Raw genomic sequence first — 25,685 nt, 5'->3', positions numbered from 1 at the left:
TGCTTTATTTATTATTCTTAAAACACTAGAAGCTTAAAGGAAATTATGCCCTTACAACACATTTAAAATATGTTTAAAGTCATACTTATTTTAAAGTAAATATAAAAAAAAATATAGAAAAACTACATAACATGAACTTTAAAACAGCCTGTAAAACCAATAGTTTATTTTTTAACACTACTAATAGTACAATATTTAAATCTGATAATTAAGAACATAAAAGTATCGATTATTGTGTTTAACAATTTCTCTTTAAAAATAGAATAAATCGCTAAAGAATATACCCTATCCTATTAGAAATAATAATTCCTTTTCAATGTTGTCTTCCTATTATATTGCATCAAAAAAGGGTAGCCTATTATCTAGACTACCCTTTTATTATTCCATTATAAAATGCTATTATTCACCACTATTCATGAATGTCATTAAAAGTGTGTAAGCATTTTTTGTAACGATTTTTGATGATGAATTGATTAGAGCCGACTTAATTTGACGGTAACCATCATTAGTTGTTCCCGGAGCTACAGCAATCATCTTATAATTATTATTTCCTGTATCCGAAAAGACAAAAAACTCTCCCTGCCATCTCACCACTGCATCTTCTGGTACCGTGAGTGCTTTTTCATTTTCAAATTCAGCTTCGGCATTAATAAATAGTCCCGGTAGTAATGAACTATCGTATTGGTTCATTTTGCAAACTACCTCAGCCGCTCTGTCTCCATTAAGGCTTTGGTTTATATAGGCGATTTTTGCAGTATACTTTTTTGATGGATTACTATTCGTAAAAGCTGTTACTGCTTGTCCTACCGAAAGTAAGTGTACATCTTTCTCAAAAGCATTCATAACAAGTACAATATCGCTTGTTTCCATTAATTCAAAAAGCATATCTGTTGGCGAAATATATTTACCTACGTTTACATTTACCTTAGAAACCAAACCATTAATTGGTGAAGTTATAGCTACTGTTTTGCTAATGTTTGAGGCTGTAAGCGTTTTTACATTAATCCCCAACAACGTTAGTTTCTGCGCCAATGATGCCATGTTGATGCGCTGCGTTTGCATTTCTGTTGCTGTTTGTTCAAACAACTTATCACTGCTTGCCTTCTTAGCATTAAGCTCTTTTTGTCTGTTGTATTCGCTTTGAGATAATTGAAACTTTTCTTTAGCAGTAAGATAATCTTGCTGAAGCTGTATGTACTGCATATCTTCTACTACTGCTAGCAACTGCCCTTTTCTAACGTGCATTCCAGCCATTAAATCCGTTTTCTTAATATATCCTCCTAATGGAATACTTATACTCACAACACTTTTTGGTGGTACAGTAACCGTTCCTTGAAGTTTCAAGATTCCTTTTACATTTTTCTCTTGTGGATTGCCTACTACTAATCCTGCATTCTTTGCCTGTTCTTTCGTTAATTGAATGCTGCTTTCTTGCTTATTTGCTTCAGTAGTATTTTGTTGTTCTTTTTTATCGCTTTTACAGGATACTATTAATAACATCCCTAAAATTGCAGTTATATATGTTCTCATTATGCTATAGATTATTAAGGGTTTGAAGGTTAATTATTGCTTTATTATAATTATTAACCATATCGAGATATTCATTTTTTATGGTTATTGCTTGGTTTACTACCAATACCCATTGGAGGTAATCAATATCTCCATTTTCTAATTGACTGTTGGCTGCATCAATAATAATCGATGCATTTTTAAGCCCATCACGTTCATAATAATGAAGACTCTCTTTGTACTTTTCGGCCTCGCTTAAAGCATTTGTAATCTCCGTTTTAATTTCAATTTTTGTTGCTTCTGCAATTGTTTGATAATTTTCATATTCTATTTTGGCTGCTTTATTACGTGCTGATTGACTCGAGTAAAACAACGGAATAGACACTCCTAGATTAACATAGCTAAACCTATTATTACTATCATAATAAACATCCTGTCCTGCATTATTCGTTTGTGTACCAATAATACTTAAATTATTATACCCCAATGTAATATCGGGTAACATCTTTGCTTGTTCGGTTTTCCACTTCCACTTTGCAGCCTCCGCAATATGATTCGAAAGCTTAATCTGTGGTAATTCTGCAATACTCGATTTATCATTTAACGCAATCGCAAAATCATTCTTAACGTTTTCTGATACTGGAATATGAGTTATACTATCCTGAAGCACTGCATTAAATGATCGAATGGTTATATCGATATCTCTGTTTACCATTGCCAGCTGATTGGTATAGAATTGTCTGGCAGATTGTGAGGCACTTTTTTCAAGCACATTTGTTTCTCCAACTCTATAGCGCAAATCCGACTTTTGCTCCATTAATCTATAAATAGAATCTGCATATATCAATAATTCTTTTTTGCTGTTTAGCCAGATATAAGAATAAAAAAGATTTCGAACATTTGATTTAATTTGCTGTGTCGTTAACAGCGATTCTGCCTTAGCAACATTGTAGTTCTCTGTTAGATTTTTCTTCTGATTGCTATACACCGTAGGAAAAGCAAAAGTTTGACTAACACCAAAACGAGTGTCGTTCAGTCGGCTATTAAACTGACCATAATCTGCATCTAGTGCAATTTTAGGAATATCATAAGCCGATTTTTGCAGTTGCTCTTTTGATTTTTCATTCAACTGAGCCGATTTTACTCTTTTATTATTCTGAATAGCTATAGACAGAGATTGATCTAGTGAGGTAGGCAACTGCTGTGCCTGAACAGTGGTTGTAATAAATAAACCAACAAGCAGTAATGCCAATTTATCAATTTTATTTTTTTTCATTTTTTTCTTAAATACTTTGGTATGATACGTCATTAAATAAATAGACGGAAGTACAAACAACGTAAGCAATGTTGCGGTTATAAGCCCTCCAATTACTACTGTTGCCAGCGGACGTTGTACCTCTGCTCCTGCGCCATTACTTAAAGCCATTGGTAGGAAACCTAACGAAGCTACAGCAGCAGTCATCAATACGGGACGCAATCTGTTTTTTGTTCCTGTAATGATAATTTGTACAGCATCGGTGATTTCGCCTAGCTTCTGTATTCGATTGAACTCAGAGATTAAAACAATTCCGTTTAGAACCGCTACTCCAAAAAGGGCAATGAACCCAACTCCTGCCGAGATACTAAATGGCATATCACGCAAGGCTAGTCCGAATACTCCTCCGATAGCCGATAAAGGAATTGCTGTAAAAATGATAATCCCTTCTTTTAAAGATCTAAATGCGAAGTACAACAAGGCTAAAATCATTAATAATGCTGCTGGAACGGCAACACCAAGACGTGATTTTGCTTCTTGCAAGTTTTCGAATGTTCCTCCATAGGTGATATAATACCCCGGATCAAATTTTATTTGGGTATCTACCTTTTTCTGCAATTCTTCAACTATAGATTCCACATCTCGACCTCTAACATTGAAACCTACAATTATCCTTCTTTTCGCATCTTCACGTTGTATCTGGTTGGGACCTTCTATTTCTTTTACCGATGCTACTTGATACAATGGAATTTGCGTTCCTGTTGGGGTTGCGATTAATAAGTTTCGCACATCCGAAATGTCTTTTCGACCGCTATCCTCTACTCTAACGACCATATCAAAACGTTTCTCACCTTCATAAATGCTTCCTGCTACCGCTCCAGCAAATGCCGCGTTTACAGTTTTGTTTATATCGGAAACATAGATGCCGTATTTAGCCATTTCTGCCCAGTCGTAGTCAATAACTATTTGTGGCATTCCTGTAACTTTCTCTACATAAAGATCTGTAGCTCCATCTACTGTTTTGGCAATTGCTCCTAATTTCTCAGCATATTCAGCAAGCTTTTCAAGATCTTCACCATATATTTTACATACAACATCTTGTTTTGCACCAGTCATTAATTCGTTAAAACGCATTTGAACCGGAAACTGAAAACCTGTAGTAACTCCGGGAGCAACTTGCTTGACTGTTTTGGTCATTTTATCTGCCAACTCTGGAAATGAAGAAGCACTAGTCCATTCTGATTTATCTTTTAAAACAATAATCATATCCCCTCCTTCTATAGGCATTGGATCAGTAGGAATCTCAGCACTTCCAATTCTTGAAACTACCTTTTCTACTTCTGGATAACTGCTTTTAAGCGCTGCTGATATTTTTTGGATTGTTTCTGTAGTTGTTGATAGGTTTGTACCTAACAACAATCGGGTTTCTACAGCAAAATCTCCTTCTTCTAATTGCGGAATGAACTCTCCTCCCATTCTTGAAAACACAAGCATTGCAATTCCGAATAAAACAAATGCCGAAATCACTATCCCTTTTCTTATGCGTAAAGCCTTATTCAGCCACTTTTCATAATAAAACTCTAGCCTTGCCATAATACGGTCTGAAAGATTTGGCTTGTGGTTCATTTTCTTACTTATAAACAACGAACTAACCATTGGCACATAAGTAAGTGAGAGTATAAAAGCACCCAAAATAGCAAAGGCTACGGTTTGTGCCATTGGCTTAAACATTTTACCTTCTATTCCTTCCAATGACAGTATAGGAAGGTATACGATAAGGATAATTATTTGTCCAAATACAGCAGCATTCATCATGCGCCCTGCTGATCCTGTAACTTCCTTGTCCATATCTTCTTGCGAGATATTATCTATGCCTTTATACTTTTTAGTACTGTGCAAATGATGCAATATGGCTTCGACTATAATTACAGCTCCATCTACTATCAAACCAAAATCAAGTGCACCAAGGCTCATTAGATTACCACTTACTCCAAAGGTGTTCATCATGATAATTGCAAACAGCATCGCCAAAGGAATAACTGATGCTACTATAAACCCTGCTCTTAAATTTCCTAAAAATAATACCAGTACCAAAACAACTATCAAAGCTCCTTCGATAAGGTTTTTTTGAACTGTACCAATAGCATTATCAACCATTTTAGTACGGTCTAAAAAAGGTTCTATTTTTAAACCCTCTGGCAAAATTTTCTCTATTTCGGCAACACGTTTCTTTACATTTACAATAACATTATTGGCATTTTCCCCCTTAAGCATCATCACAATTCCACCTACAGACTCTCCAAGATCATCTGTGGTTAAAGCACCATATCGTATCGCCGAAGACATTTTTACATCGGCAATATCTTTTATAAGAATTGGGGTTCCTGCTTGGGTATTTTTTACAATAATATTCTGAATATCACTTATATTCTTAGTAAGACCTACGCTTCGAATATAAAGCACTGTGGGACCTTTCTCAATATAAGCCCCACCTGTATTTTCGTTATTACTACTCAATGCTGTAAACACTTCTTTTATAGTAAGGCTTTGAGCCTTTAATCGTGCTGGATTTACTGCAATTTCATATTGTTTTAATTTCCCACCAAAAGTAGCTACATCGGCAATTCCGGGAGTTCCTAATAACTGCCTTCTAATAGTCCAATCTTGAATGGTTCTTAAATCTTCGAGAGAATATTTGGCTTCATAACCCGGTTGTGGTTTTACAACATACTGATATATTTCGCCCAATCCAGTTGTAGCTGGTGCCATTTCGGGTGTGCTGGCATTTTCATCTATCTCGACTTTTTGCAAACGCTCAGCAACTTGCTGACGTGCCCAATACACATCGGTATTGTCATCAAAAACGATAGTAACTAACGAAAGTCCGAAGCGAGAAATACTACGGCTTTCTTTCAGCTGCGGAATATTACTTATTGCCTGCTCTATCGGAAAAGTTATAAGACGCTCTACGTCTTCTGCCCCCAAGGATGGAGCGGTTGTAATAATTTGTACTTGATTGTTTGTGATGTCTGGAACGGCATCAATAGGTAAACGACTCACTTCATACACACCATAGATAATCCATAGCAATGTAAAGACGCCAATTACCAGTTTATTCTTAACTGAAAATTGTATTATCTTATTAAGCATAATTTGATTTAATTTTAGAAATAATAATGCTATGGCTAAAACATAGAACATGTCTTAACCACAATAAAAAATTTGAAAATCAAATTATACTATAGGAGGCCTGAATAAAGAGAATAAAGCGGGGTTAGAATACAAATTGCATGTATATGGAATGCTATTAGTCTGTGTTAGACTACTAACAAAAGGGATGTAACAGGCATGTTTATCTGTAGGAATAAATACAAGGTGTAATGAATAACCACTTATATTTTTAAAAGGAAGTTGCATATCACGGTCACCATCATCATCATCTAGATCGTCACCCCAATAATGCATTTCTAAAAAATCAATAAAACTTACTTTACTTATTTCTGTATGCTCTTTAAAATGCTGAAATAAGACAGGCAATTTATAAAACTGCTGAAAAACACCAATATTAGAGGCTATTAAAAAAATGAATATGTAAGTAATAATCTTTTTCACATCACAAATTTAGCTTTTATACCTAAATGATTCTTAGCAATAGTCATAGATGAGCAATTTTTATCATTCCACAAAGACAAACAAAACAAAATTACTTTTTCAATACATAAATTCATAAAAACATACATTATTACAACTCATAAAAACATTTTAACACAATTATCTCAACCATAAATATTTTAAAGTCTTACATCCAAAATGAATTTGGTGGTAATGCAATTTTCGCTTTCTCTCTTAAAATTGTTTCTACCTATATTTTCTTTACATTTGCCGAAATCTGGTGCGCCATAAAAAGCACTTAATAGGGAATTCGGTGAGAATCCGAAACAGACCCGCTGCTGTAAGCTCCACAACAAAGTTTTTGAAAAGTATATCCACTGTTTTTAATGGGAAGGATTTCAAAAATGGAACAAGTCAGAAGACCTGCCAGATACTATAATGTTTGACGCTTTCGTGGAATAAAGCTAAGGACAATACTGATTTTGTGCGCTTTAATGCGAACAGTATCATTGTTCTCTTATTTCCATTGGCGTTGTAATTATTTGCTTTTACACAAATAAATCACAATTAAATATGGAAAAAAATCCTTCTAAAATTTTAAAAACTGCCTTACTATCAATTCTCTTGCTCGGCTTTATTGCTTGTGAATCTGATAAAGAAGAAAGTCTGGAAAATGAAAATCCTTCTGAAGTACTCGTAGGATCATACACTATCAACCGTTTCAACGTTCTGAATATTGATCCAAAACTATCTAGTAATTCTCAGCTTACATGGAGTATTAAGGATTCTATAATCTCACAAAGCGCACAGCTCGATTTTATTAGTCCGTATTTAAAAAACTATCCGTTAACTTTAAAGGTAGTAACCAATGGAGTTGTAAAAACATACACCTCAACTATCAATGTAACCAAAGAATCAAAAAGTTACAGCAAATACATCGCTAATGTATTTGACTTCCGCCCTGCTGTGGGTCAATTCACTAATGAAATTCCGATTTATTCACCTGGAAATACAGCAACCAATCTTATCACTGCAGCAAAAAATGCACTTGTTGGGTCAAAAGCAACCATGATTTCTCTAGGTGGTTTTGGAGGTTACGTCGTATTTGGTTTTGATCATACCATTCCGAATATGAATGGAAGAGATTTTAAGATTTTAGGGAATGCTTTTTGGGGAAACGCAGCCAATGAGTCGCGCTCTGGATCTTGTGAACCGGGGATTATTCTAGTAGCTTATGACAAAAATAAAAACGGAAAACCTGATGAAGACGAATGGTACGAAATCGCAGGAAGTGAATATTTTAAAAATACTACAATCAAGAATTACACGATTACTTATTTTAAACCTGATGCCAACAAAGCGCCTGTTGCAGGAAATGAATTTTGGCAAACTGATATAGAATATATTAAATGGCAAGACAACCTTGGAAATTCAGGTTATAAAACACAAAGCACGTTTCATAGTCAAAGTTATTATCCGCTTTGGATTGCTGAGGCTTCATACAACTTAACAGGAACAAAAATCGAAAACAATTTTTACGATCAGAGCGGAACTGGAAACTATTGGGTAGGTAAATCGTTTGATTTTGGATATGCTGATAATGCTCCAAATAATGATGAAGGATCTAATATTGATATTTCATGGGCAGTAGACAAAGACGGAAAATATGTAAAACTTCCCGGAATCGATTTTGTTAAAGTATATACAGGAATCAATCAGGAAGCTGGCTGGTTAGGAGAAGTCTCTACAGAAGTTTCTGGTGCCTATGACTTGTATCTAAATTAAAACTAACCGATAAAATTTCAACTTAAATACATGAAACAAATTTACTTTTTAAGAATACTGTTGCTTTTTACATTTCTTACCAATGCACAAATAAAAGTGCAGGGCGTAATTAGATATGATCTAAAGCAAAATCCAACCGCCAAAACTGTAAACAATAAAAGTGTAGCCACTACTACAGATTTTGACGCTATTAAGTATTGGGTGGGCACAGGAGCCAATAAAGCGGCGTTGGTTATACAATGGAATGATGGTAAAAACTCGGATGCTTTGGTATGGGGTTACCGATGGGATGGTACTGCAACTGGTGTAGATATGGTAAAAGCAATTGCAAAAGCAGATCATCGTTTTTATGCACTACAATATTATTCTGGACCAGATCTTGGAACTGCTATTGGAGGATTGGGTTTTGACCTAAACGGCACAAATACAATCGGACTTTACAAAGACGGAAACGTAATCTACCCACACTATCCTGAAAATGGTATTGTAAATACATCAGGGTATGATTTTGACAGTTACACAGCTATAGATGCTGCAGATCACTGGCAATCAGGATGGGCTAGCAATGGATATTGGTCTTATTGGGTAAAAAACCCTGCAGATACAGATTTTGATTATTCTTCTTTGGGAGCTACCAGTCGTGTTTTAGAAAATGGTTCTTGGGATGCTTGGACTTATAATCCTTCTTTTGAACAATTTCCTATTGCATCAACACTTACTCCAGTAACTCCTTATGTTAGCGCAACTGATTTTACCAAAGGATACTTTATGGTAAATGAAGATTGGTTTGGTCATACCAATGGATCTGTAAATTTTATCAATGCTAATGGAGATATCAACTATCGTGTGTATAGCACTGCCAATAATAACGAAACTTTTGGAATAACTACACAGCACGGAACGATATATGGTGATAAATTTTATTTTGTTTCGAAACAAGCTGGAGATAGTGGAATATTGGTTGTTGCCAATGCTAAAACAATGCAAAAAATTGCAACATTTAATACTATCGGTGGAGACGGACGCTCTTTTTTAGGAGTGAATGAAAACAAAGGATATATAGGAGCTTCAAACGGAATTTATCTATTTGATATTGCTAACATGCAGGTAGGAAATGGTATTTCGGGAACAACAGGCGCTGGACAAATAGGAAGCATGATTCGTACCTCACAATATGTATTTGCCACTACACAAAATAAAGGAATTTTGATAATTGATCCAACCACAAATACTGTAATTAAGACTATTACAGGTGGATTTCAGTCGGTTGTTCAAGCTAAAGACGGAAGCGTTTGGGCTATTCAAAATCAAAAATTAATCAATATTGATGCAACAACTTTTGCAACTACAGAATATGCCATTCCAACTACTAAATATTTTACTTCTTGGGGAGCATGGAATGCAGGAAGTTTTACCTATAGCAACCAACAAAATGCTTTATACTGGATTAACTCTATTAGTTCTTTTACTTCAGGCTCACAGATTGTACGATTTGATGTTGCCTCTAAAACATTTAATGAAAATTTTGGGGCAATTCCGGGGCAAACAACTCCTTACAGACAGATTCCTTATGGTTCGGCATTGCGTATCGATCCGATTTCGGATGAATTAATTTTAAATACTACAGAAAGTGGTTTCTCGTCACATTTTCAGAAAAACTGGATTCATACTTATGCTAGCACTGGAACTTTGACAAATACAAAAATCTTAAATGACTATTACTGGTTTCCATCAGTAACCGTATTCCCAGACAATAGCGCTCCAGTTGTGAGTACTACGCTACCCTCTCAAGTGTCAATAAAAAGTGCAACAATAATAGATTTGAAAACTGTTGTTTCTGATACTGATAACTTGTCTGCTGCTATTGTAAAATCGATTAAATCAAATAATAATCCAGCACTAATATCTGCTGTTATTAATACTAAAGACGAGTTGGTTTTAACACCTCAACACTTAGAAGGAGAAGCAACTGTTGTAATTAGCTTTAATTCTAATGGAAAAGTAGTAGAAAAATCAATTGCGGTCACTGTCACAAATACTTTAGGAACTGATACGTTTGAGAGAATAGAATTTACGATCTATCCTAATCCTGTTTCTGATGTTCTAACCATCAAAACTCAAGATGAAGTATTAAATGTGATTATTTATGATATTTCAGGAAAACTAATCAATACTAGAATTAATAATAACCAAATTGATGTGAGTGCCTTAACAAAAGGATTTTATATCATCAATGTGGTTACTGATAGAGCCAGTTACCAGCAGAAATTCATTAAGAAATAAATACTAACCTCTAAACCCCAAAAAAGCCCTTTACTAGTTAAAGGGCTTTTTGGTATATAAATAAAAAAAGACTTATTATTTTTGCTTCTCAATAGATTTAGCTCTTTCTACCGCTTCAGAAACAATATTGATAATTACTCCCGAAATAATAAAACATACTCCAAGAATCAAGCTTAATGTTAGGTTTTCATGAAACAAAATCACACTCACTCCTACTGCTACCACAGGCTCTAATGCACCCATAATCGATGTAGGTGTTGACCCTATAGTTTTTATAGCATATACCAAAGTAGACATAGAAAGTACTGTGGTTACAAGCGAAAATACAGTAATATCCAGAAGGAACTTTACATCTGGAAGGACCAATGGTTCATTTAATAAAATTACTTTGCTCAAATAATAAAGAGACGAGAACAAGAGGGAATAGAATGCAATTTTTATACTAGAACCTCTTATTTTAGCTTTATTGACCACAATAATATATAAAGCATAGAATAAAGCACATATTAATGTAACTGCAAGACCTAAAAAATTAATACTGAAAACCGAATCTTTTGTACTCAATACAAAAACACCACATATTGTTATAAACAAAGAAACAATGGTCAATTTATTAATCCGTTCTTTAAAGAAAAACACCATGGTTAAAGCTACAATTACAGGATAAACAAAAAGTATAGTCGAAGCAATTCCAGGAGAAAGATAGTCATATCCGAGGAAAAGAAATTCGGCAGAAAGTGCATAAAAAACACCTAGTAATAATAAGATAAAGAACTCTTTTCTATCAACTTTTATGGTTTCTTTTTTATACATCAAATAAGCTAATAAAAACAATGCCGAGATGAAAAACCTATAAAAAAGCGCGGTATCCATCGGAAAATTAATCGCTTTGATTGGTAAAATAAACAATGGAATTAATCCATAGGAAACTGCCGAGATAATGGCGAATAAATATCCTTTAATTTTCATGTATTCTATTCTATAACTTATTAATTGGAATGTTTTTTTATCTACATTTTTTATTGACTCACATTGCCATTTGCTAGGCAAAACTACCAAAAATAGCTCACATTCTGAGCTATTATAAATTTCACTTTAGTACTTGCCTCTACACTGCCTTAAACTTGCAGCCTTTCGTTAATAGAACAAGAGAATTTAAGCCCTAAGCAGATTGCTTTCGTATTAATTTTCAAATAAACAGATTTTATTTTCATCTGCCCTCCCCTTTGTTTACACAATAGTGACTTTTTTACCGCTATGAGGCAATATTATGCGTTATTGCCCATGTAGACTATATTTCAAATCTTTACAAAATAATCAAATAGAAAAGCCATGAATAGTTTAGCAAAACAAATCGAAAGCCTTAATAATGAATTGTCACAACAGATTCCACAGGAAGTATCAGAGGTATTCGAAAAATCAATCAACGATTTAAAAACACAAAATATCGAAAATAAAAGTATCCAAATTGGCGATATACTAACACCATTTTCACTACCAAATACCAAAAACCAACTGATTCACTCCAAAGACGTGCTGAAAAAGGGCAAAATGATTCTTGCTTTTTATCGTGGTAGCTGGTGTCCGTATTGCAATTTAGAGCTTCGAGCATTACAAAACAATATAGCAAAAATCACAGATAACAACGTTAGTCTTCTGGCTGTTTCGCCACAAAGTCCAGATCACAGTATGGCACTTACAGAAAAACATCAACTGACTTTTGAAGTCTTAACAGATGAGAATAATAAGCTAGCCAAACAACTCGGAATTAGTTTTAAACTACAAGAATTTGCCATCCCTACTTATCAGGCAATAGGAATTAATCTAGAAGATTTTAATCAGGATGATGAAAACACACTGCCAGTTCCAGCAGTTTTTGTAGTAGATACTGATGGTGTTGTAATTTATAAATTTGTAGATACCGATTATAGAAACAGACTTAATATTGATGAGTTAATACAATCATTATAATTAATAAAGTCATCTTTAAATCAAAAAAACTAAGCCCAATTCACATGAATTGGGCTTAGTGTTGATATCCTAATCAATTATAAAACCTAAATTATCTTCTAAATACAATCTGATATCTCTCTCGCCTACTCTAATATTGTTTTCACTCCCCTTTACTTCATTATTTTGGATCCTTTTCTGAATTAAATTCTGTTAATATTGGCACTTCTATCTATCATTAACACCAGTATTGTAAAATAAGACTACAAAATAATACAAGTGAATTGCATTTTAAAAAAAGCTAAACCACTATAAATAAGTCCATTTACTATTCATCGCTTTTAAATAATATTTTTTTAAAGAAAATTTAATAAACATTGAGTAGGCAATTATTATATTTGGCCGCTTATCACTTATAAGCTTATTCATTTTAGATACCCAAAAAAAGATTTTCTCTCTGATTTACCTATGAAACCTATTAAGTTTATCTATGCCATTCTATTATCATTGCTTACATTTCACGGCAGTGTAGAATATTATAAATATCCTTCTGAACTAAGTAATTGTCAAATACAAGACATGTTCTTAGCTTCAGATATACCTCAGGTTGACTCTTCTTCTCTGTATATGACAGACACAGAGATGCATTTTATCCTCAAAAAGAAGGTAAAAGCTCGTACTGCTAATTCAGAAACTACTATCTTAAAAAAACCTTACTACACTAAGTTATTTGATTTTAAGGTTTTAAAAGAAAGTATTATATATAGTATTGTTGCTATATATGAAGATCAACGACATGCCCACCTACACTTATATCAACTTTTCTAGATTCTAAGAACATCTTATTTTTATATAGTTTCCTTTTGTAATAATGCTTTTTAGTATTGTTTATAAGGGCTTATAATCTATAAGCATAGTTCTTAAAAAACGGTATTCCCACACTTGGGAATATACGACACATTTCTATTTTCAATATTTATCCTTTTATAACTCCCTGTAGATCACTATTTGGGAGGCGATATATTTATATAATACTTTAAAAATTAATCATGATTATTAGTAAAAAACATATTCTATTATACGGTTTATCATTCTTATTTCTAACCGCTTGCTCAGATAAAACAAAAAAAGATACTGCCAATATAAAAACGCTGCCAGTCTATAAAATAACATTAAAAGACACAGTGGTTTCAAACCGATTTGTTGCCGATGTACACGCTAAAAACAATGTAGAAATCCATGTTCGTATACCAGGAATATTAGATAAAGTCTTTGTTAGTGAAGGGCAAAAGGTAAACAAAGGACAAGTTCTTTTTAAAATCAGTGATGCAGAACTTCAAATACAGCTTATCAAAGCAGATGCAGTTTATAAAAGTACGCTGGCAGACCTTCGAATTGCAAGTGTAGAACTAGATCAAGCACAAACTCTTTATACAAAAAAGGTAATTGCAAGTCAAGAATTAGAATTATCTAAAGCAAAACACGATGCTGCAACGGCTAAAGTGGCACATGCTGCAGCAGAAAAAAAATCCATCAATCAGCAAATTAGTTTTACTACAATACGCGCGCCTTTTGATGGTACAATAGATCGTATTCCGTTTAAGGAAGGCAGTCTTGTAGAAAATGGTTCATTGCTTACAACATTATCTCAGTTAGACGATGTATACGCTTATTTCTCAATTCCTGAGAATATTTATTTTCAAATGATGGCCGACAACAGCCTTAATACCAAGGGAGATATAAAACTGGTACTTCCAAACGGAGTAGTATATAATCGAAAAGGAGAATTAAAAACTGCCGATGGAGAAATTGACAGACAAACAGGATCTATTCAGTACAAAGCTAAATTTCATAATCCAGAAGGCTTCATAAAACATGGAACATCAGGAAAATTAATCATTTCTGAACCAAGAACCAATGTGGTATTAATACCTCATAAAGCTGTTTTCTCTATCCAAGACAAACAATTTGTATTTGTAGTTAACAAGGAAGGCATAGTAAAAATGACCAACATCACCATTGCAAATACGCTTGATGATGCATACATTTTAAACAAAGGCTTGAAGAAAAATGATCTTATCGTACAAGAAGGTACGCAATCGCTTAGAGATGGAGACAAGATTAATATCAAACCAATGCAAAGCGCAAGCTTGTAATCAATTCCTTAATTACAATTAAAAAGACATAAGATGATAGAGATGTTTATCAAAAGAAAAATATTATCATTAATCATTTCGGTTATGATAGTTCTCCTCGGAATATTAGCTTTATTCCAACTGCCCATAACACAATTCCCAGATATTGTACCTCCATCGGTAACAGTAACTGCAAAATATACTGGTGCTAATGCCGAAGTATCTGCCAATGCGGTCGCGCTGCCCTTAGAACGAGCCATCAATGGTGTGCCCGGAATGACGTATATGTCAACCGTTACATCAAATGACGGTCTAACCCTTATCCAAGTTTTCTTTGAGGTAGGAACCGATCCCGATTTGGCTGCGGTCAACGTACAAAACAGGGTTACTACCATACTAGATGAACTTCCTGAAGAGGTTATTCGAGCTGGGGTAACTACAGAAAAAGAGGTTAACAGTATGTTGATGTACCTCAACGTTACTAGTACTGATAAAATTCAGGACGAACAGTTTATCTTCAACTTTACCGATATTAATATTCTTCAAGAACTTAAACGTATTGACGGTGTAGGACGTGCAGAAATAATGGGTCAGAAAGAATATTCTATGAGGGTATGGCTTGATCCTCAAAAAATGCTTTCTTATAATATTTCGGCAAATGAAGTTATAGGTTCATTACAAAAGCAAAATATTTCTGCTGCACCGGGTAAGGTTGGTGAAGGATCTGGACAATTGGACAGCCATGTACAATATGTTATAAAATACGGAGGTAAATTCTTTGAACCTAAACAGTATGAAGAAATCCCAATTAGAGCAAACTCAGATGGTACCATCTTAAAATTAAAAGATATCTCAAAAATAGAATTGGGATCAATGAGTTATGGAATGGTTTCTAAAACTGACGGAAAACCTTCGGCTTCTATCATGTTGAAACAACGTCCGGGATCTAATGCCTCTGAAGTAATTGCCAGCGTAAAAGAAAAAATGGCTGAGCTAAAAGGAACCTCATTCCCTCCTGGAATGAATTATAATATTGCGTATGATGTATCTCGTTTTCTTGATGCCTCAATCGATGAAGTTCTGGTAACACTTATAGAAGCTTTCCTTCTTGTTGCCTTTGTTGTTTTTATATTTCTACAAGACTGGCGTTCTACGCTTATTCCAGTACTAGCAGTACCTGTAGCATTGATTGGTTCATTTACTTTTATGTCAATGATGGGATTCTCTATCAATCTTCTTACCCTTTTTGCTTTAGTATTATCAATAGGTATTGTCGTCGATAACGCCATTGTGGTAGTTGAAGCCGTACACGTAAAAATTACTGAAGAACACATGGATCCGTTGCCCGCAACTATAAGTGCCATGAAAGAAATCACAGGCGCCGTTATTGCTATTACCATAGTAATGGCAGCCGTATTTATACCAGTAGCTTTCCTTAGTGGTCCCGTGGGAGTTTTCTACAGGCAATTTTCACTAACCATGGCAATTAGTATTGTAATCTCTGGTATCAATGCCCTTACATTAACGCCTGCTTTGTGTGCTATAATGCTAAAACCACACGATCCTAACAAAGAGAAAACATCACTTTTAGATCGCTTCTTTGTACGATTCAATAAATGGTTTGATAGCATCACTTCAAAATACATCAAAGTACTTTCAAAATTTGCAGACCGCAGCTCTATAACCATAGGGATGTTAGTAGTGTTTTGTCTTCTTACTTGGGGTACATCAGTTTTTTTACCTTCAGGATTTATCCCTTCAGAAGATCAAGGAATGGTATATGTGAATGTAACTACACCACAAGGAGCTACTGTAGAACGTACAGAAAAAGTACTTGATGAAGTAACCCGCATTGCAAAAGAAATTGAAGGAGTAGATAACGTTACAACCCTTGCTGGTTATAGTATTGTTACTGAAATCGCTGGAGCTTCTTACGGAATGGGAATGATAAATATGAAAAATTGGAGCGATAGAGATATATCTGTAACCGATTTTATTGCAAAACTGACTGAGAAGACAAAAGGAATCTCGGATGCACAGATTGAAATTTTTGCACCTCCTACCGTTCCTGGATTTGGTAATACTAGTGGTTTTGAATTGCGTTTGCTTGACAAATCAGGAGGATCAATTAACAATACTGATGAAGTTACAAAAAACTTTATCAAAGATCTAAATGCCTTACCAGAAGTACAAAATTCATTTACGAGTTTTGATGCTACTTTCCCTCAATATCTAATACATATTGATTATGATTTGGCTGCAAAAAAAGGAGTCTCTGTTGACAATGCTATGTCAACATTGCAGACTATGCTGGGATCTTTTTATGCTACAAACTTTATTCGCTTTTCGCAGATGTATAAAGTAATGGTGCAAGCAAGTCCTCAATTCAGAAAAAACCCAGAAAGCATACTCGATATGTATCTTAAAAATGATGCTGGCGAGATGGTTCCTTTTTCTACATTCGTAAAATTAGAGCGTGTTTTTGGACCAGAAGTATTAACGCGTTACAATATGTATATGTCCGCCATGATTAATGGTGAGCCAGCAGAAGGCTTTAGCTCAGGAGAAGCCATTGCCGCTGTAGAGAAACTTGCAGCCGAAAAACTCCCTAACAAATTTGAACTGGAATGGTCTGGTATGACTCGTGAGGAGATTTTATCAGGAAACCAAACGATATACATTTTTGCTTTATGCTTGCTGTTTGTTTACTTACTGCTTGCCGCTCAATACGAAAGCTTACTGCTCCCCTTCCCTGTACTTTTATCGCTTCCTGTGGGTGTTTTTGGTTCTTATCTTGCTCTTTTAGCAGTAGGATTAGACAATAACATTTATGCTCAGGTAGCCTTAGTCATGCTTATAGGACTACTGGCCAAAAATGCCATTTTGATAGTCGAGTTTGCCATGGCACAAAACAAGCTGGGACATGGCATCACCGAAGCAGCGATAGAAGGTGCTAGACTTCGTTTTAGACCTATCTTAATGACTTCATTTGCTTTTATATCAGGACTTATACCATTGTGTATTGCTACAGGAGCTGGTGCAATTGGTAACCGTTCTATTGGTACTGCTGCTGCAGGAGGAATGTTAATAGGAACTATTTTCGGGCTTATCATAATACCCGGACTTTATATCCTGTTTGCAAAAATGGAAAAAGCAATGAAAAAATAAACTTAAACAATGAAAAAATCACTTAATAGCGCTCTAAAAAGAGAAAATCGATTATTATATTTCAGGAGTACTAACTCAAATTATATGCTAGTATTAGCATTTGTTTTACTCTTAACAGCGTGTTCTGCCCCTAGGGTGGCAGAACCGCAAAAAGCAAAAACATTACCTGAGAGTTTTGATACTAAACGCAAAAAAACTACTGATAATCAAGATGCTTTTATTCCTTTAAAAACAGCTAGCTACTTTAAAGACCCAGAATTAGAAAAATTATTAGATAAGGCTATTCTTCAAAATCCTGATTATTTAATTCTTCAGGAGAGAATATTAATAGCCAATTCTAATCTAAAAGTAGCAAAACTAGCTCTACTACCCTCATTTGATATTCAGGCAGATATGTCAGGCACACGTTATGGTAAATACACCATGGATGGTGTAGGAAACTTTGATACAAACTTATCTCAGAATATAACAGAGAAACAAAGGATAGCCACAGATCTAACTCCTAACTTATTCCTAGCAGGAAAAGTTTCGTGGGAAGCAGATATATGGGGAAAACTAAGCAATCGAAAAAAAGCGGCTCGCCAAAGGTATTTTGCTTCAAAAGAAGGAATGAGATTGCTACAAACAAGGTTACTTAGTGATATTGCAACACTGTATTACAAACTTGTAGCACTAGACAAGCAAGCGGTTATTTATAAAAAAAATCTAGCAACGCAGCAACGTGCTCTTGATATAATTTCTGCTCAAAGATCTGTCGGGAAAGCAACAGAACTTGCAGTACAGCAGTTTAATGCCCAAAACAACAATATCCTTGCCGAGGCAGAACAATTAAATCTAAGCATTGACCAAACAGAAAAAGCAATACTAAACCTATTGGGTGAATATGGCGGAACTGTTAGCAGAAGTAGTGATTTTTTATCAGGACATCTTGAAGTATTAAATCAAAAAATAAGTGTCGATTCAATAATCCACAACAGACCTGATGTATCAGAAGCCTATTTTGAATTGTTAGCTACCAATGCAGATGCAAAGGCTGCTCGTGCTGCTTTTTTCCCAACTATAAACTTAGGTGCTTATGGAGGTCTTAACTCATTTTCATTCCCAACGTTTTTTGACAGCCAATCTTTTGCTTGGCAATTACTTGGAGGAATTTCAGCGCCGATATTTAACAAAGGACAAATCAAGCAAGACTTTTTTGTTGCCAACAAAAAACAACAGATTAGCTTCCTAACTTATCAAAATACAATAACTGTAGCGTATAATGAGCTAAGTGCATTATTACATAGAACCGAAGCATTTCAGGATGTCTTAACCTATAAATCAAAAGAAATTGAACATCTTGAAATAGCTGTGAATGTTTCAAATGATTTGTATTTAAGTGGCTATGCTAATTACCTCGAAATAATTAGTGCACAAAAAAACAAACTTCAAGCAGAATTAGACTTTGTAGACATACAATTAAAAAATGCTGACTCGCAAGTTTTATTATACAAAGCTTTAGGCGGAGGAATAAATTAAGGTTAGATTACAGGTTATTTTTAAATTTCTATAAAAAACATAAAGTAGCTATATTTAAAAACCCTATTTATACAAAGAGGAAGTCTCAATACTGAGACTTCCTCTTTTTTGCTTTATCAATTTTAAAACTACTAATCAATTAATTTATATCCGTAGCCTCTCACATTTATAATTTGTATATTTAAATCAAGGCTTAATTTTTTTCTCAATTTTGAGATAAAAACATCCATACTCCGCCCATTGAAAAAATCATCATCACCCCATATTTTCTTTAAAACGGTAGAGCGATCTAAGATTTCGTTTTTATTCTCAATCAAAAAGTATAATAATGAAGCTTCCCTGTGTGTTAGTAATATCTTAGTATCTGAATGATGTAATGTTTGTTTAATCAAATTAAAACTATAAGTTCCAATTTTTATATCTTCTTCTGTTTTATTGTTATTGATACGATTTAGTAACGAATGGATACGAATAATTAGTTCTTCCATACTAAAAGGCTTTTTTAAATAATCATTACCTCCAACATTAAAACCATCTACTACATCCTGTGTTTGAGATTTCGCAGTTAGAAAAATAATAGGTATCTTTTTATCTAATTTTCGTATTTCTTTTGCCACGCTAAAACCATCCAATATAGGCATCATTACATCCAAAACTAAAATATCAGGAGCTTGATTATTAAAAGCTTTAAGAACCTCATTTCCATCACGACACAGTAAAACCTCGAAGTTTCTAGTTTCTAAACTTTCTTTGACGATAACGGCTAAAGCAGGCTCATCTTCGGCAAGTATCACTTTAATTTTATTAGACATCATATAAAGTAATTTTAAAAATAGTCGTGTTGCTTAAAACTAATTCTAATGTTCCAGTATGTTTCTCTATGATTTTCTTAGCATAGTATAATCCAATTCCAAATCCTTTTACATTGTGTATATTTCCTTTTGGAATACGATAAAATTTATCGAAAATTTTGTTTTGCTCGCTTTTTTCTATACTAACTCCATTATCCTCAATACTAATTTTAGCTACTCCTTTTTCATATTGAAGACCTACCAAAATAGAATCTCCACCGTATTTCACAGCATTATCTATCAAATTTGAAACAGCATTATCAAAATGAAACAAATCAACATTTAGAGGACATCTTTCCATATTAGATTTAAACGATATAGTTTTATTAGGAGCGATTAATCGATATTTTTCAATGTTATTTCTTAGTAAAGTAATTATATCAACAGATTCTTTATGGATATGTAATTGATCCGTTTCAAGTGTTGCCGTTTCTAAAAGTTTTTCTACCATATTCTCTAGTTTACCCAATTGTTGGCTAGAAATATCCAAATAACGCATTGTTTTCTTGGCATCGTTTATAGCATTAAAATTTCGAATACCTTCAATGGCAGAAGAAATAGTCGTGATTGGTGTTTTGAACTCATGTGTAATATTACTAATCAAATCATTTTTAATTTCATCAGCTTTTTTCTGTCGATTTATTGTTTTCAACAAATAGAGTAAACAACTTATAATAGAAAGTGAAAGTAAAAGTGAAAGGATAATCTCAATCATACTCCTTTGCAAAACAAGCAATGATGAATCATCAAAAGATAATTTTAGTTTTTGTTGAAAAGGTAGATACGATGAGGTAGAAAAGGTTGCTAATGGATACGATTGATTATTATTTTTAGGAAAGGTTTTTAAGATGGCTTTATCCTTAATTAAATCAATTTTATAATTAAGACTTAATTCTTTTCGAGTAAGCTCACTAACGAAATAGGTACTTAGTTTTTTTAAATCAAGTGAGTCTTCCACCATTGAGACTACAATAGTATTGACAAGATTTTTTAAATTAATTTTAAAGTCAGGTTTTTTAATTTTCATGATAGAAATACCACCAGGATGAACCCTATCAGCATTTAATTTCATTACCATATTATTCTTCTTCCCAGAATCATTCTTTTGCAAAAAAATACTTCCTTCTGGATAAACACTAGTAACACAACTATCAATCTTACTTTTAGTATGATTAACATTAGTTCTCTTCTTTATGTTTATGTTACCAGTTGCAGGAATAAGATTAGCCAAAGTAGTCATATCTTTTTTAGCATTTTCAGCATAATACTTTTCTACACTATTGTCAAATGCAATTTGTATTTCATTGGTTAACCGAGTTTTATTCTCATTATAGTTCTTTATGTTCCAATGTAGTTGCAACACTATAGTTGCTAGAATGGTTATACTGATAAAAAGTAAAATATATCGATTAGTCTTTGAATTCATATTTCAAAAGTATAAACAAAAAGCATTGCTTTTTTGGCGTTAACAATCGTTAACATAGATTAACTAAGAATAAAATCTATTGTCATGTAATTTGTAACCTAATATAAAACTATTTATCATGATAAAATTAGCAATTAAAATCAATTTTATAATTGTAATACTAAGCTCTAACTTAATAAAGGCACAAGATTTTTATGGCCAAGCAACCTATCAAACCAAAACAGATCTTGGTAAGATTACTAAAAAGAATCAGGAAATGGATGATGAGAGCATGAAAAAGTTTGAAGAAGCAATGAAGAAAGCTTTAGAAAAAACCTTTACGTTAAACTTTAACCGCTTTGAATCTATATTTTTTGAAGAACAAAAATTGGAAACCCCAAAGTCAGAATCAAAAGGATTTGTCTTTGCAGTGCAAAACTCAGGTGAAACTAAAAATTATAAAAATATTAAAGAAAAAATAGAAATTTCAGAAGAAGATATTTTTGGAAAAGAATTTCTTGTTACCGATTCTTTACAGACATTAAATTGGCAAATGGGAACTGAAACAAAGAAAATTGGAGCGTATACATGTTATAAAGCAACTGCCATTATCCCTGCTTCAAATAAAAAAACAGAAAATAATGAAGATAGAAAAAAAGAAGATAAAAATACAAATTTGCAATTCGGTGTATCAAACGAAGCATCGAAAGACAAACTTATCACTGCTTGGTATACACCAGAAATACCAATAGGACATGGCCCCGCTAGTTATTGGGGATTACCAGGATTAATTTTAGAAGTGAATGACGGTACAACAATAATGTTATGTTCTAAAATTGTTTTGAATCCAAAAGAAAAAAAAGCAATTAAAAAGCCTACAAAAGGCAAACAAATTACGAAAGATGAATATAAAGTGATAATGGAAAAACAACTAGAAAAAATGAAAAATGCTAGAGGCAATGCTAATACGATTGAAATAAGAAGATAACATAGCCTAAAATTTGCTTTACATTTTTAATCAATTATCACCTCAATTATGCAAAAAACACTAATTACACTAGCGCTATTATTTTTATTTTCAATAGGCAAAGCCCAAACCATAAGATTTGAAGGATTTATTATTGATTCTACTGGACACGGACTTGAAATGGCTAACATAATGGTAGTGAATCAAAATACTAAAGTCATGGATTCCTATGGAATAACCAATGATAAGGGCAAATTTCAACTTTCTTTAAAATCAAACTCAAATTATTCAGTTAAAATTAGTTATCTAGGGTACAAAGCAAAAGAAATATCCCTAAAAACTGGTACTGAAGATATAATTCAGAATATTATAATGGAATCAAGTGGTATTGAATTAGACGGCGTCGAGATTGTCCGAGAAATGCCTGTTTCGATTAATGGAGATACTATAACCTACAATACCGATTCTTTTAAAACAGGTACTGAAATAAAATTAGGAGATGTATTAAAAAAACTACCTGGTATTCAAGTAAATGCCGATGGTGAAGTTGAAGTTGAAGGCAAAAAAGTAACAAAACTAACTGTAGAAGGAAAAGATTTTTTTGATGGAGATACAAAATTGGGAGTGCAGAATATCCCAGCAGATGCTGTAGATAAAGTTGAAGTCTTACGAAACTACAATGAAGTAAGCGCTATGAAAGGACTCGAAAATAATGAAAATAATATAGCAATAAATATAAAACTGAAAGAAGGAAAAAAGAATTTTTGGTTTGGAGATTTAACAGCCGGAGCCAGCATAGGCGATGGAGATCGTTATATTGTTAATCCAAAATTGTTTTATTACAGTCCAAAGTACAGTTTGAATTTTATTGGAAATTTTAATAATAATGGAGAGGTTTCTTTCACACCTCAAGACTACCTTAAATTCACGGGAGGATTTAAAAATATGATGAGAAAAGGTGGGACAAATTTTAATATTAATACTAATGATTTAGGAATTTCAATTATAAGAAATAATAGAGCAAAGGAAATAGAAACTCAATTTGGAGCTACAAATTTTTCATATAATATCAATAAAGCATGGAATGTAAGTGGGTTTGGAATTCTATCGTCAACACGAACTGATATAGAAACCCAAACAAAAACTCAGGTATTTAAAAATAATTCCACAGAAGTTGAAACCACAGAGAATCGCAAGAATATTTCACATATAAAAAGTAACCTTGGATTACTGAAACTGAGTTCAAGTTATAATCCAAATGAGAAATTGCAATTAGATTACGATATCTTCTTAAAGAAATCATCACAAGTAGAAGATCTTGATTTAATGTCTGATTTGCAAGGCAGTATTTTCTCTAAAAAGAGACAAAATCCAACCTCTGTGAATCAAAACCTAAACGCATTCTATACGATGGATAAGAAGAATATATTTGCTTTTGCATTACAACATTTATATCAAGAAGAAGACCCGTTTTATAATGCCAACCTAGAAGAGAACCCTTTTTCATCTCTGAATCTGATTAATCAAAATCGTTATAATCTGAATCAAAATCGCTTTGTAAAAACGAATAAAACAGATCTAAAATTGGATTATTATTACATGCTAACATCTAAAAGTAATATCAATATCACTTTAGGAAATACATCCTCTCATCAAAACTTTAATTCATCAATATTTCAAATATTAGACAATGAACAAGTTCATGTATTAGAAGATGAGGATAAAAAAAATAATGTAGATTATAAATTTAATGATGTTTTTTTAGGAGTACATTATAAATTCATCACAGGTAAATTTACATTTAATCCTGGATTTAGTATTCATTCTTACATGATGAACAATGAACAATTAGGAAGTACCTACAAAAACAATTTTACTCGTATACTTCCAGATGCATATGCACAATATCAGATTAAAAAATCGGAATCATTGACGTATAATTATAGTATGACAAATGATTTTACGGATATTAATCAATTAGCACAAGGATATACCTTTACAAGTTACAATAGCCTATTCAGAGGTAATAGATTTTTGGAAAATGCATTGTCACAGAATCATTCATTGTCTTATTTCAAATACAATTTGTTCAATTTTACGAATATTTTTGCCTCTATTAATTACAATAAAAGAATGGATGCTGTAAAAACCAAAGCAGAATTTTCAGGAATTAACCAATCGTCAACACCATATAACTCGAACTTTGCAGATGAGAGTTTAACAGGTTCAGGAGGTTACGGACGTTCATTCGGTATGTACAAAGCATCTGTTAGCTTAAATTTAACTTGGTCAAAGTTCAATAACGTTAGAATTGATCAGAATACGCAACAGGAAAATTTTAATAGTACCGAATCATTTACACAATCATACACTAGTAAAGTAGCTACAAATTATAAAGAATGGCCTAATCTCGAAGTCGGATATACTCTTGCAATGAATGATTATAATAAGACAACATTCTTTACTCAACAGCCTTTTGCTAGTTTTGACTATTCCTTTTTAGATAGTTTTACATTTAATACACAATACAATTATTACCATTATTCCGATACCAAAAAAACAGTAAATAATAAATATGATTTTCTAGATGCAAGCCTGATTTATCAAAAGAAAAACAGCAAATGGAAATATAAAGTAGTAGCAACTAATTTATTGAATACAAAATCATTGAATGATGATAGTTTTTCACAATTTTATTTGCGAACCTCACAATACATAGTACAACCAAGATATTTGATGTTGCATATTAGCTATAATCTCTAAAGATTGAAAACAAAAAAACCTGTTTATTTAAAACAGGTTTTTTGTATAAAATTATACTTGAGTTTATACAATTTGAAAAATCATCAAAACAGTAATAAATGAAACTACAGCAAACACTACAGAGTTGACAATAATGTCTTTTCTCTTCATCGATTTTTCTGATACATCTAAACTCGTTGTATATTTTTTCTTAATTTTATTTGCTTTCATATTTTTGGGTTTTAATTCTCAAACGTTTTACGTCTACTGTTAATGTTATTATAGTTTCCAATAGTTATTTTATCATAATGATTTATGTTAAAAAGTTATATTAGCTTATACTTTCAAAAACAAATGGCATGCCAAAATGTTTTAAAAAAGCCAACAAACTAAATAATAAACAGTTATAAAAAATCTATTATTAATTAACTTATATAAGCTTATCAAAATGATACGATAAGCCACTCAAAATGATAGTATTAATAACAAAAAGGATGAGCAATTG

Annotated in this window: 15 protein-coding genes and 1 riboswitch; of the genes, 8 read left to right on the top strand and 7 right to left on the bottom strand. The window is 33.0% G+C overall.

The features are described from left to right. Positions 1–399: 399 nt before the first annotated feature. The 3 genes from LNQ49_RS22920 to LNQ49_RS22910 form a co-directional block, all read right to left on the bottom strand. Entirely contained in the window at positions 400–1,530 is a 1,131-nt protein-coding gene (locus tag LNQ49_RS22920) for an efflux RND transporter periplasmic adaptor subunit (RefSeq protein WP_229991257.1), read from the bottom strand. Between the two features lie 4 nt (positions 1,531–1,534). Continuing rightward, positions 1,535–5,914, bottom strand: a complete 4,380-nt coding sequence (locus tag LNQ49_RS22915) for a CusA/CzcA family heavy metal efflux RND transporter (RefSeq protein ID WP_229991256.1) — start codon at positions 5,912–5,914, stop codon at positions 1,535–1,537. A gap of 84 nt (positions 5,915–5,998) precedes the next feature. Next, positions 5,999–6,376, bottom strand: coding sequence for a hypothetical protein (locus LNQ49_RS22910; protein ID WP_229991255.1), 378 nt, complete (start codon positions 6,374–6,376; stop codon positions 5,999–6,001). A 261-nt stretch (positions 6,377–6,637) separates the two neighbouring features. Next, a riboswitch (cobalamin riboswitch) is annotated at positions 6,638–6,821 on the top strand. A gap of 128 nt (positions 6,822–6,949) precedes the next feature. Here LNQ49_RS22910 and LNQ49_RS22905 point away from each other — a divergent pair. Next, complete coding sequence (locus LNQ49_RS22905; RefSeq protein WP_229991254.1) at positions 6,950–8,161, top strand: cell surface protein; 1,212 nt, start codon at positions 6,950–6,952, stop codon at positions 8,159–8,161. Between the two features lie 30 nt (positions 8,162–8,191). Further along, complete coding sequence (locus LNQ49_RS22900) at positions 8,192–10,444, top strand: T9SS type A sorting domain-containing protein (protein ID WP_229991253.1); 2,253 nt, start codon at positions 8,192–8,194, stop codon at positions 10,442–10,444. A gap of 75 nt (positions 10,445–10,519) precedes the next feature. On the opposite strand, the gene LNQ49_RS22895 is transcribed toward LNQ49_RS22900, so the two are convergent. Further along, positions 10,520–11,434, bottom strand: a complete 915-nt coding sequence (locus tag LNQ49_RS22895) for a DMT family transporter (protein ID WP_346432489.1) — start codon at positions 11,432–11,434, stop codon at positions 10,520–10,522. A 342-nt stretch (positions 11,435–11,776) separates the two neighbouring features. On the opposite strand from LNQ49_RS22895, the gene LNQ49_RS22890 reads away from it, so the two are divergent. The 4 genes from LNQ49_RS22890 to LNQ49_RS22875 all read left to right on the top strand — a co-directional run bounded on the left by LNQ49_RS22890 (position 11,777) and on the right by LNQ49_RS22875 (position 19,215). Next, complete coding sequence (locus LNQ49_RS22890) at positions 11,777–12,415, top strand: peroxiredoxin-like family protein (RefSeq protein WP_229991251.1); 639 nt, start codon at positions 11,777–11,779, stop codon at positions 12,413–12,415. A 1,028-nt stretch (positions 12,416–13,443) separates the two neighbouring features. Further along, positions 13,444–14,550, top strand: a complete 1,107-nt coding sequence (locus LNQ49_RS22885; RefSeq protein WP_229991250.1) for an efflux RND transporter periplasmic adaptor subunit — start codon at positions 13,444–13,446, stop codon at positions 14,548–14,550. A gap of 33 nt (positions 14,551–14,583) precedes the next feature. Beyond that, positions 14,584–17,697, top strand: a complete 3,114-nt coding sequence (locus LNQ49_RS22880; protein WP_229991249.1) for an efflux RND transporter permease subunit — start codon at positions 14,584–14,586, stop codon at positions 17,695–17,697. 9 nt (positions 17,698–17,706) lie between these two features. Beyond that, the gene (locus LNQ49_RS22875) at positions 17,707–19,215 is read left to right on the top strand and encodes an efflux transporter outer membrane subunit (protein ID WP_229991248.1); all 1,509 of its coding nucleotides are present in this window, start codon (positions 17,707–17,709) and stop codon (positions 19,213–19,215) included. Between the two features lie 131 nt (positions 19,216–19,346). Here the strand turns inward: LNQ49_RS22875 and LNQ49_RS22870 are convergent, their stop codons facing one another. Both LNQ49_RS22870 and LNQ49_RS22865 read right to left on the bottom strand, forming a co-directional pair. After that, a complete protein-coding gene (locus LNQ49_RS22870; protein WP_229991247.1) occupies positions 19,347–20,030 on the bottom strand; it encodes a response regulator transcription factor in 684 nt (227 codons plus the stop codon). Continuing rightward, positions 20,020–21,492, bottom strand: coding sequence for a sensor histidine kinase (locus tag LNQ49_RS22865; protein WP_229991246.1), 1,473 nt, complete (start codon positions 21,490–21,492; stop codon positions 20,020–20,022). Before LNQ49_RS22865 ends, LNQ49_RS22870 begins: the two co-directional genes overlap by 11 nt. A 118-nt stretch (positions 21,493–21,610) precedes the next feature. Here LNQ49_RS22865 and LNQ49_RS22860 point away from each other — a divergent pair, with 118 nt between their 5' ends. Then, entirely contained in the window at positions 21,611–22,459 is an 849-nt protein-coding gene (locus tag LNQ49_RS22860; RefSeq protein ID WP_229991245.1) for a GLPGLI family protein, read from the top strand. A 48-nt stretch (positions 22,460–22,507) separates the two neighbouring features. Next, the gene (locus LNQ49_RS22855; RefSeq protein ID WP_229991244.1) at positions 22,508–25,201 is read left to right on the top strand and encodes a carboxypeptidase-like regulatory domain-containing protein; all 2,694 of its coding nucleotides are present in this window, start codon (positions 22,508–22,510) and stop codon (positions 25,199–25,201) included. Positions 25,202–25,264: 63 nt separating this feature from the next. On the opposite strand, the gene LNQ49_RS22850 is transcribed toward LNQ49_RS22855, so the two are convergent. Next, complete coding sequence (locus LNQ49_RS22850) at positions 25,265–25,411, bottom strand: hypothetical protein (protein ID WP_229991243.1); 147 nt, start codon at positions 25,409–25,411, stop codon at positions 25,265–25,267. Between the last annotated feature and the right edge of the window lie 274 nt (positions 25,412–25,685).

The organism is Flavobacterium pisciphilum, from assembly GCF_020905345.1.
Lineage (GTDB): Bacteria > Bacteroidota > Bacteroidia > Flavobacteriales > Flavobacteriaceae > Flavobacterium > Flavobacterium pisciphilum.
Note: the sequence above shows the minus strand (reverse complement) of the source record. Positions and strands in the feature narration are given on the sequence as shown.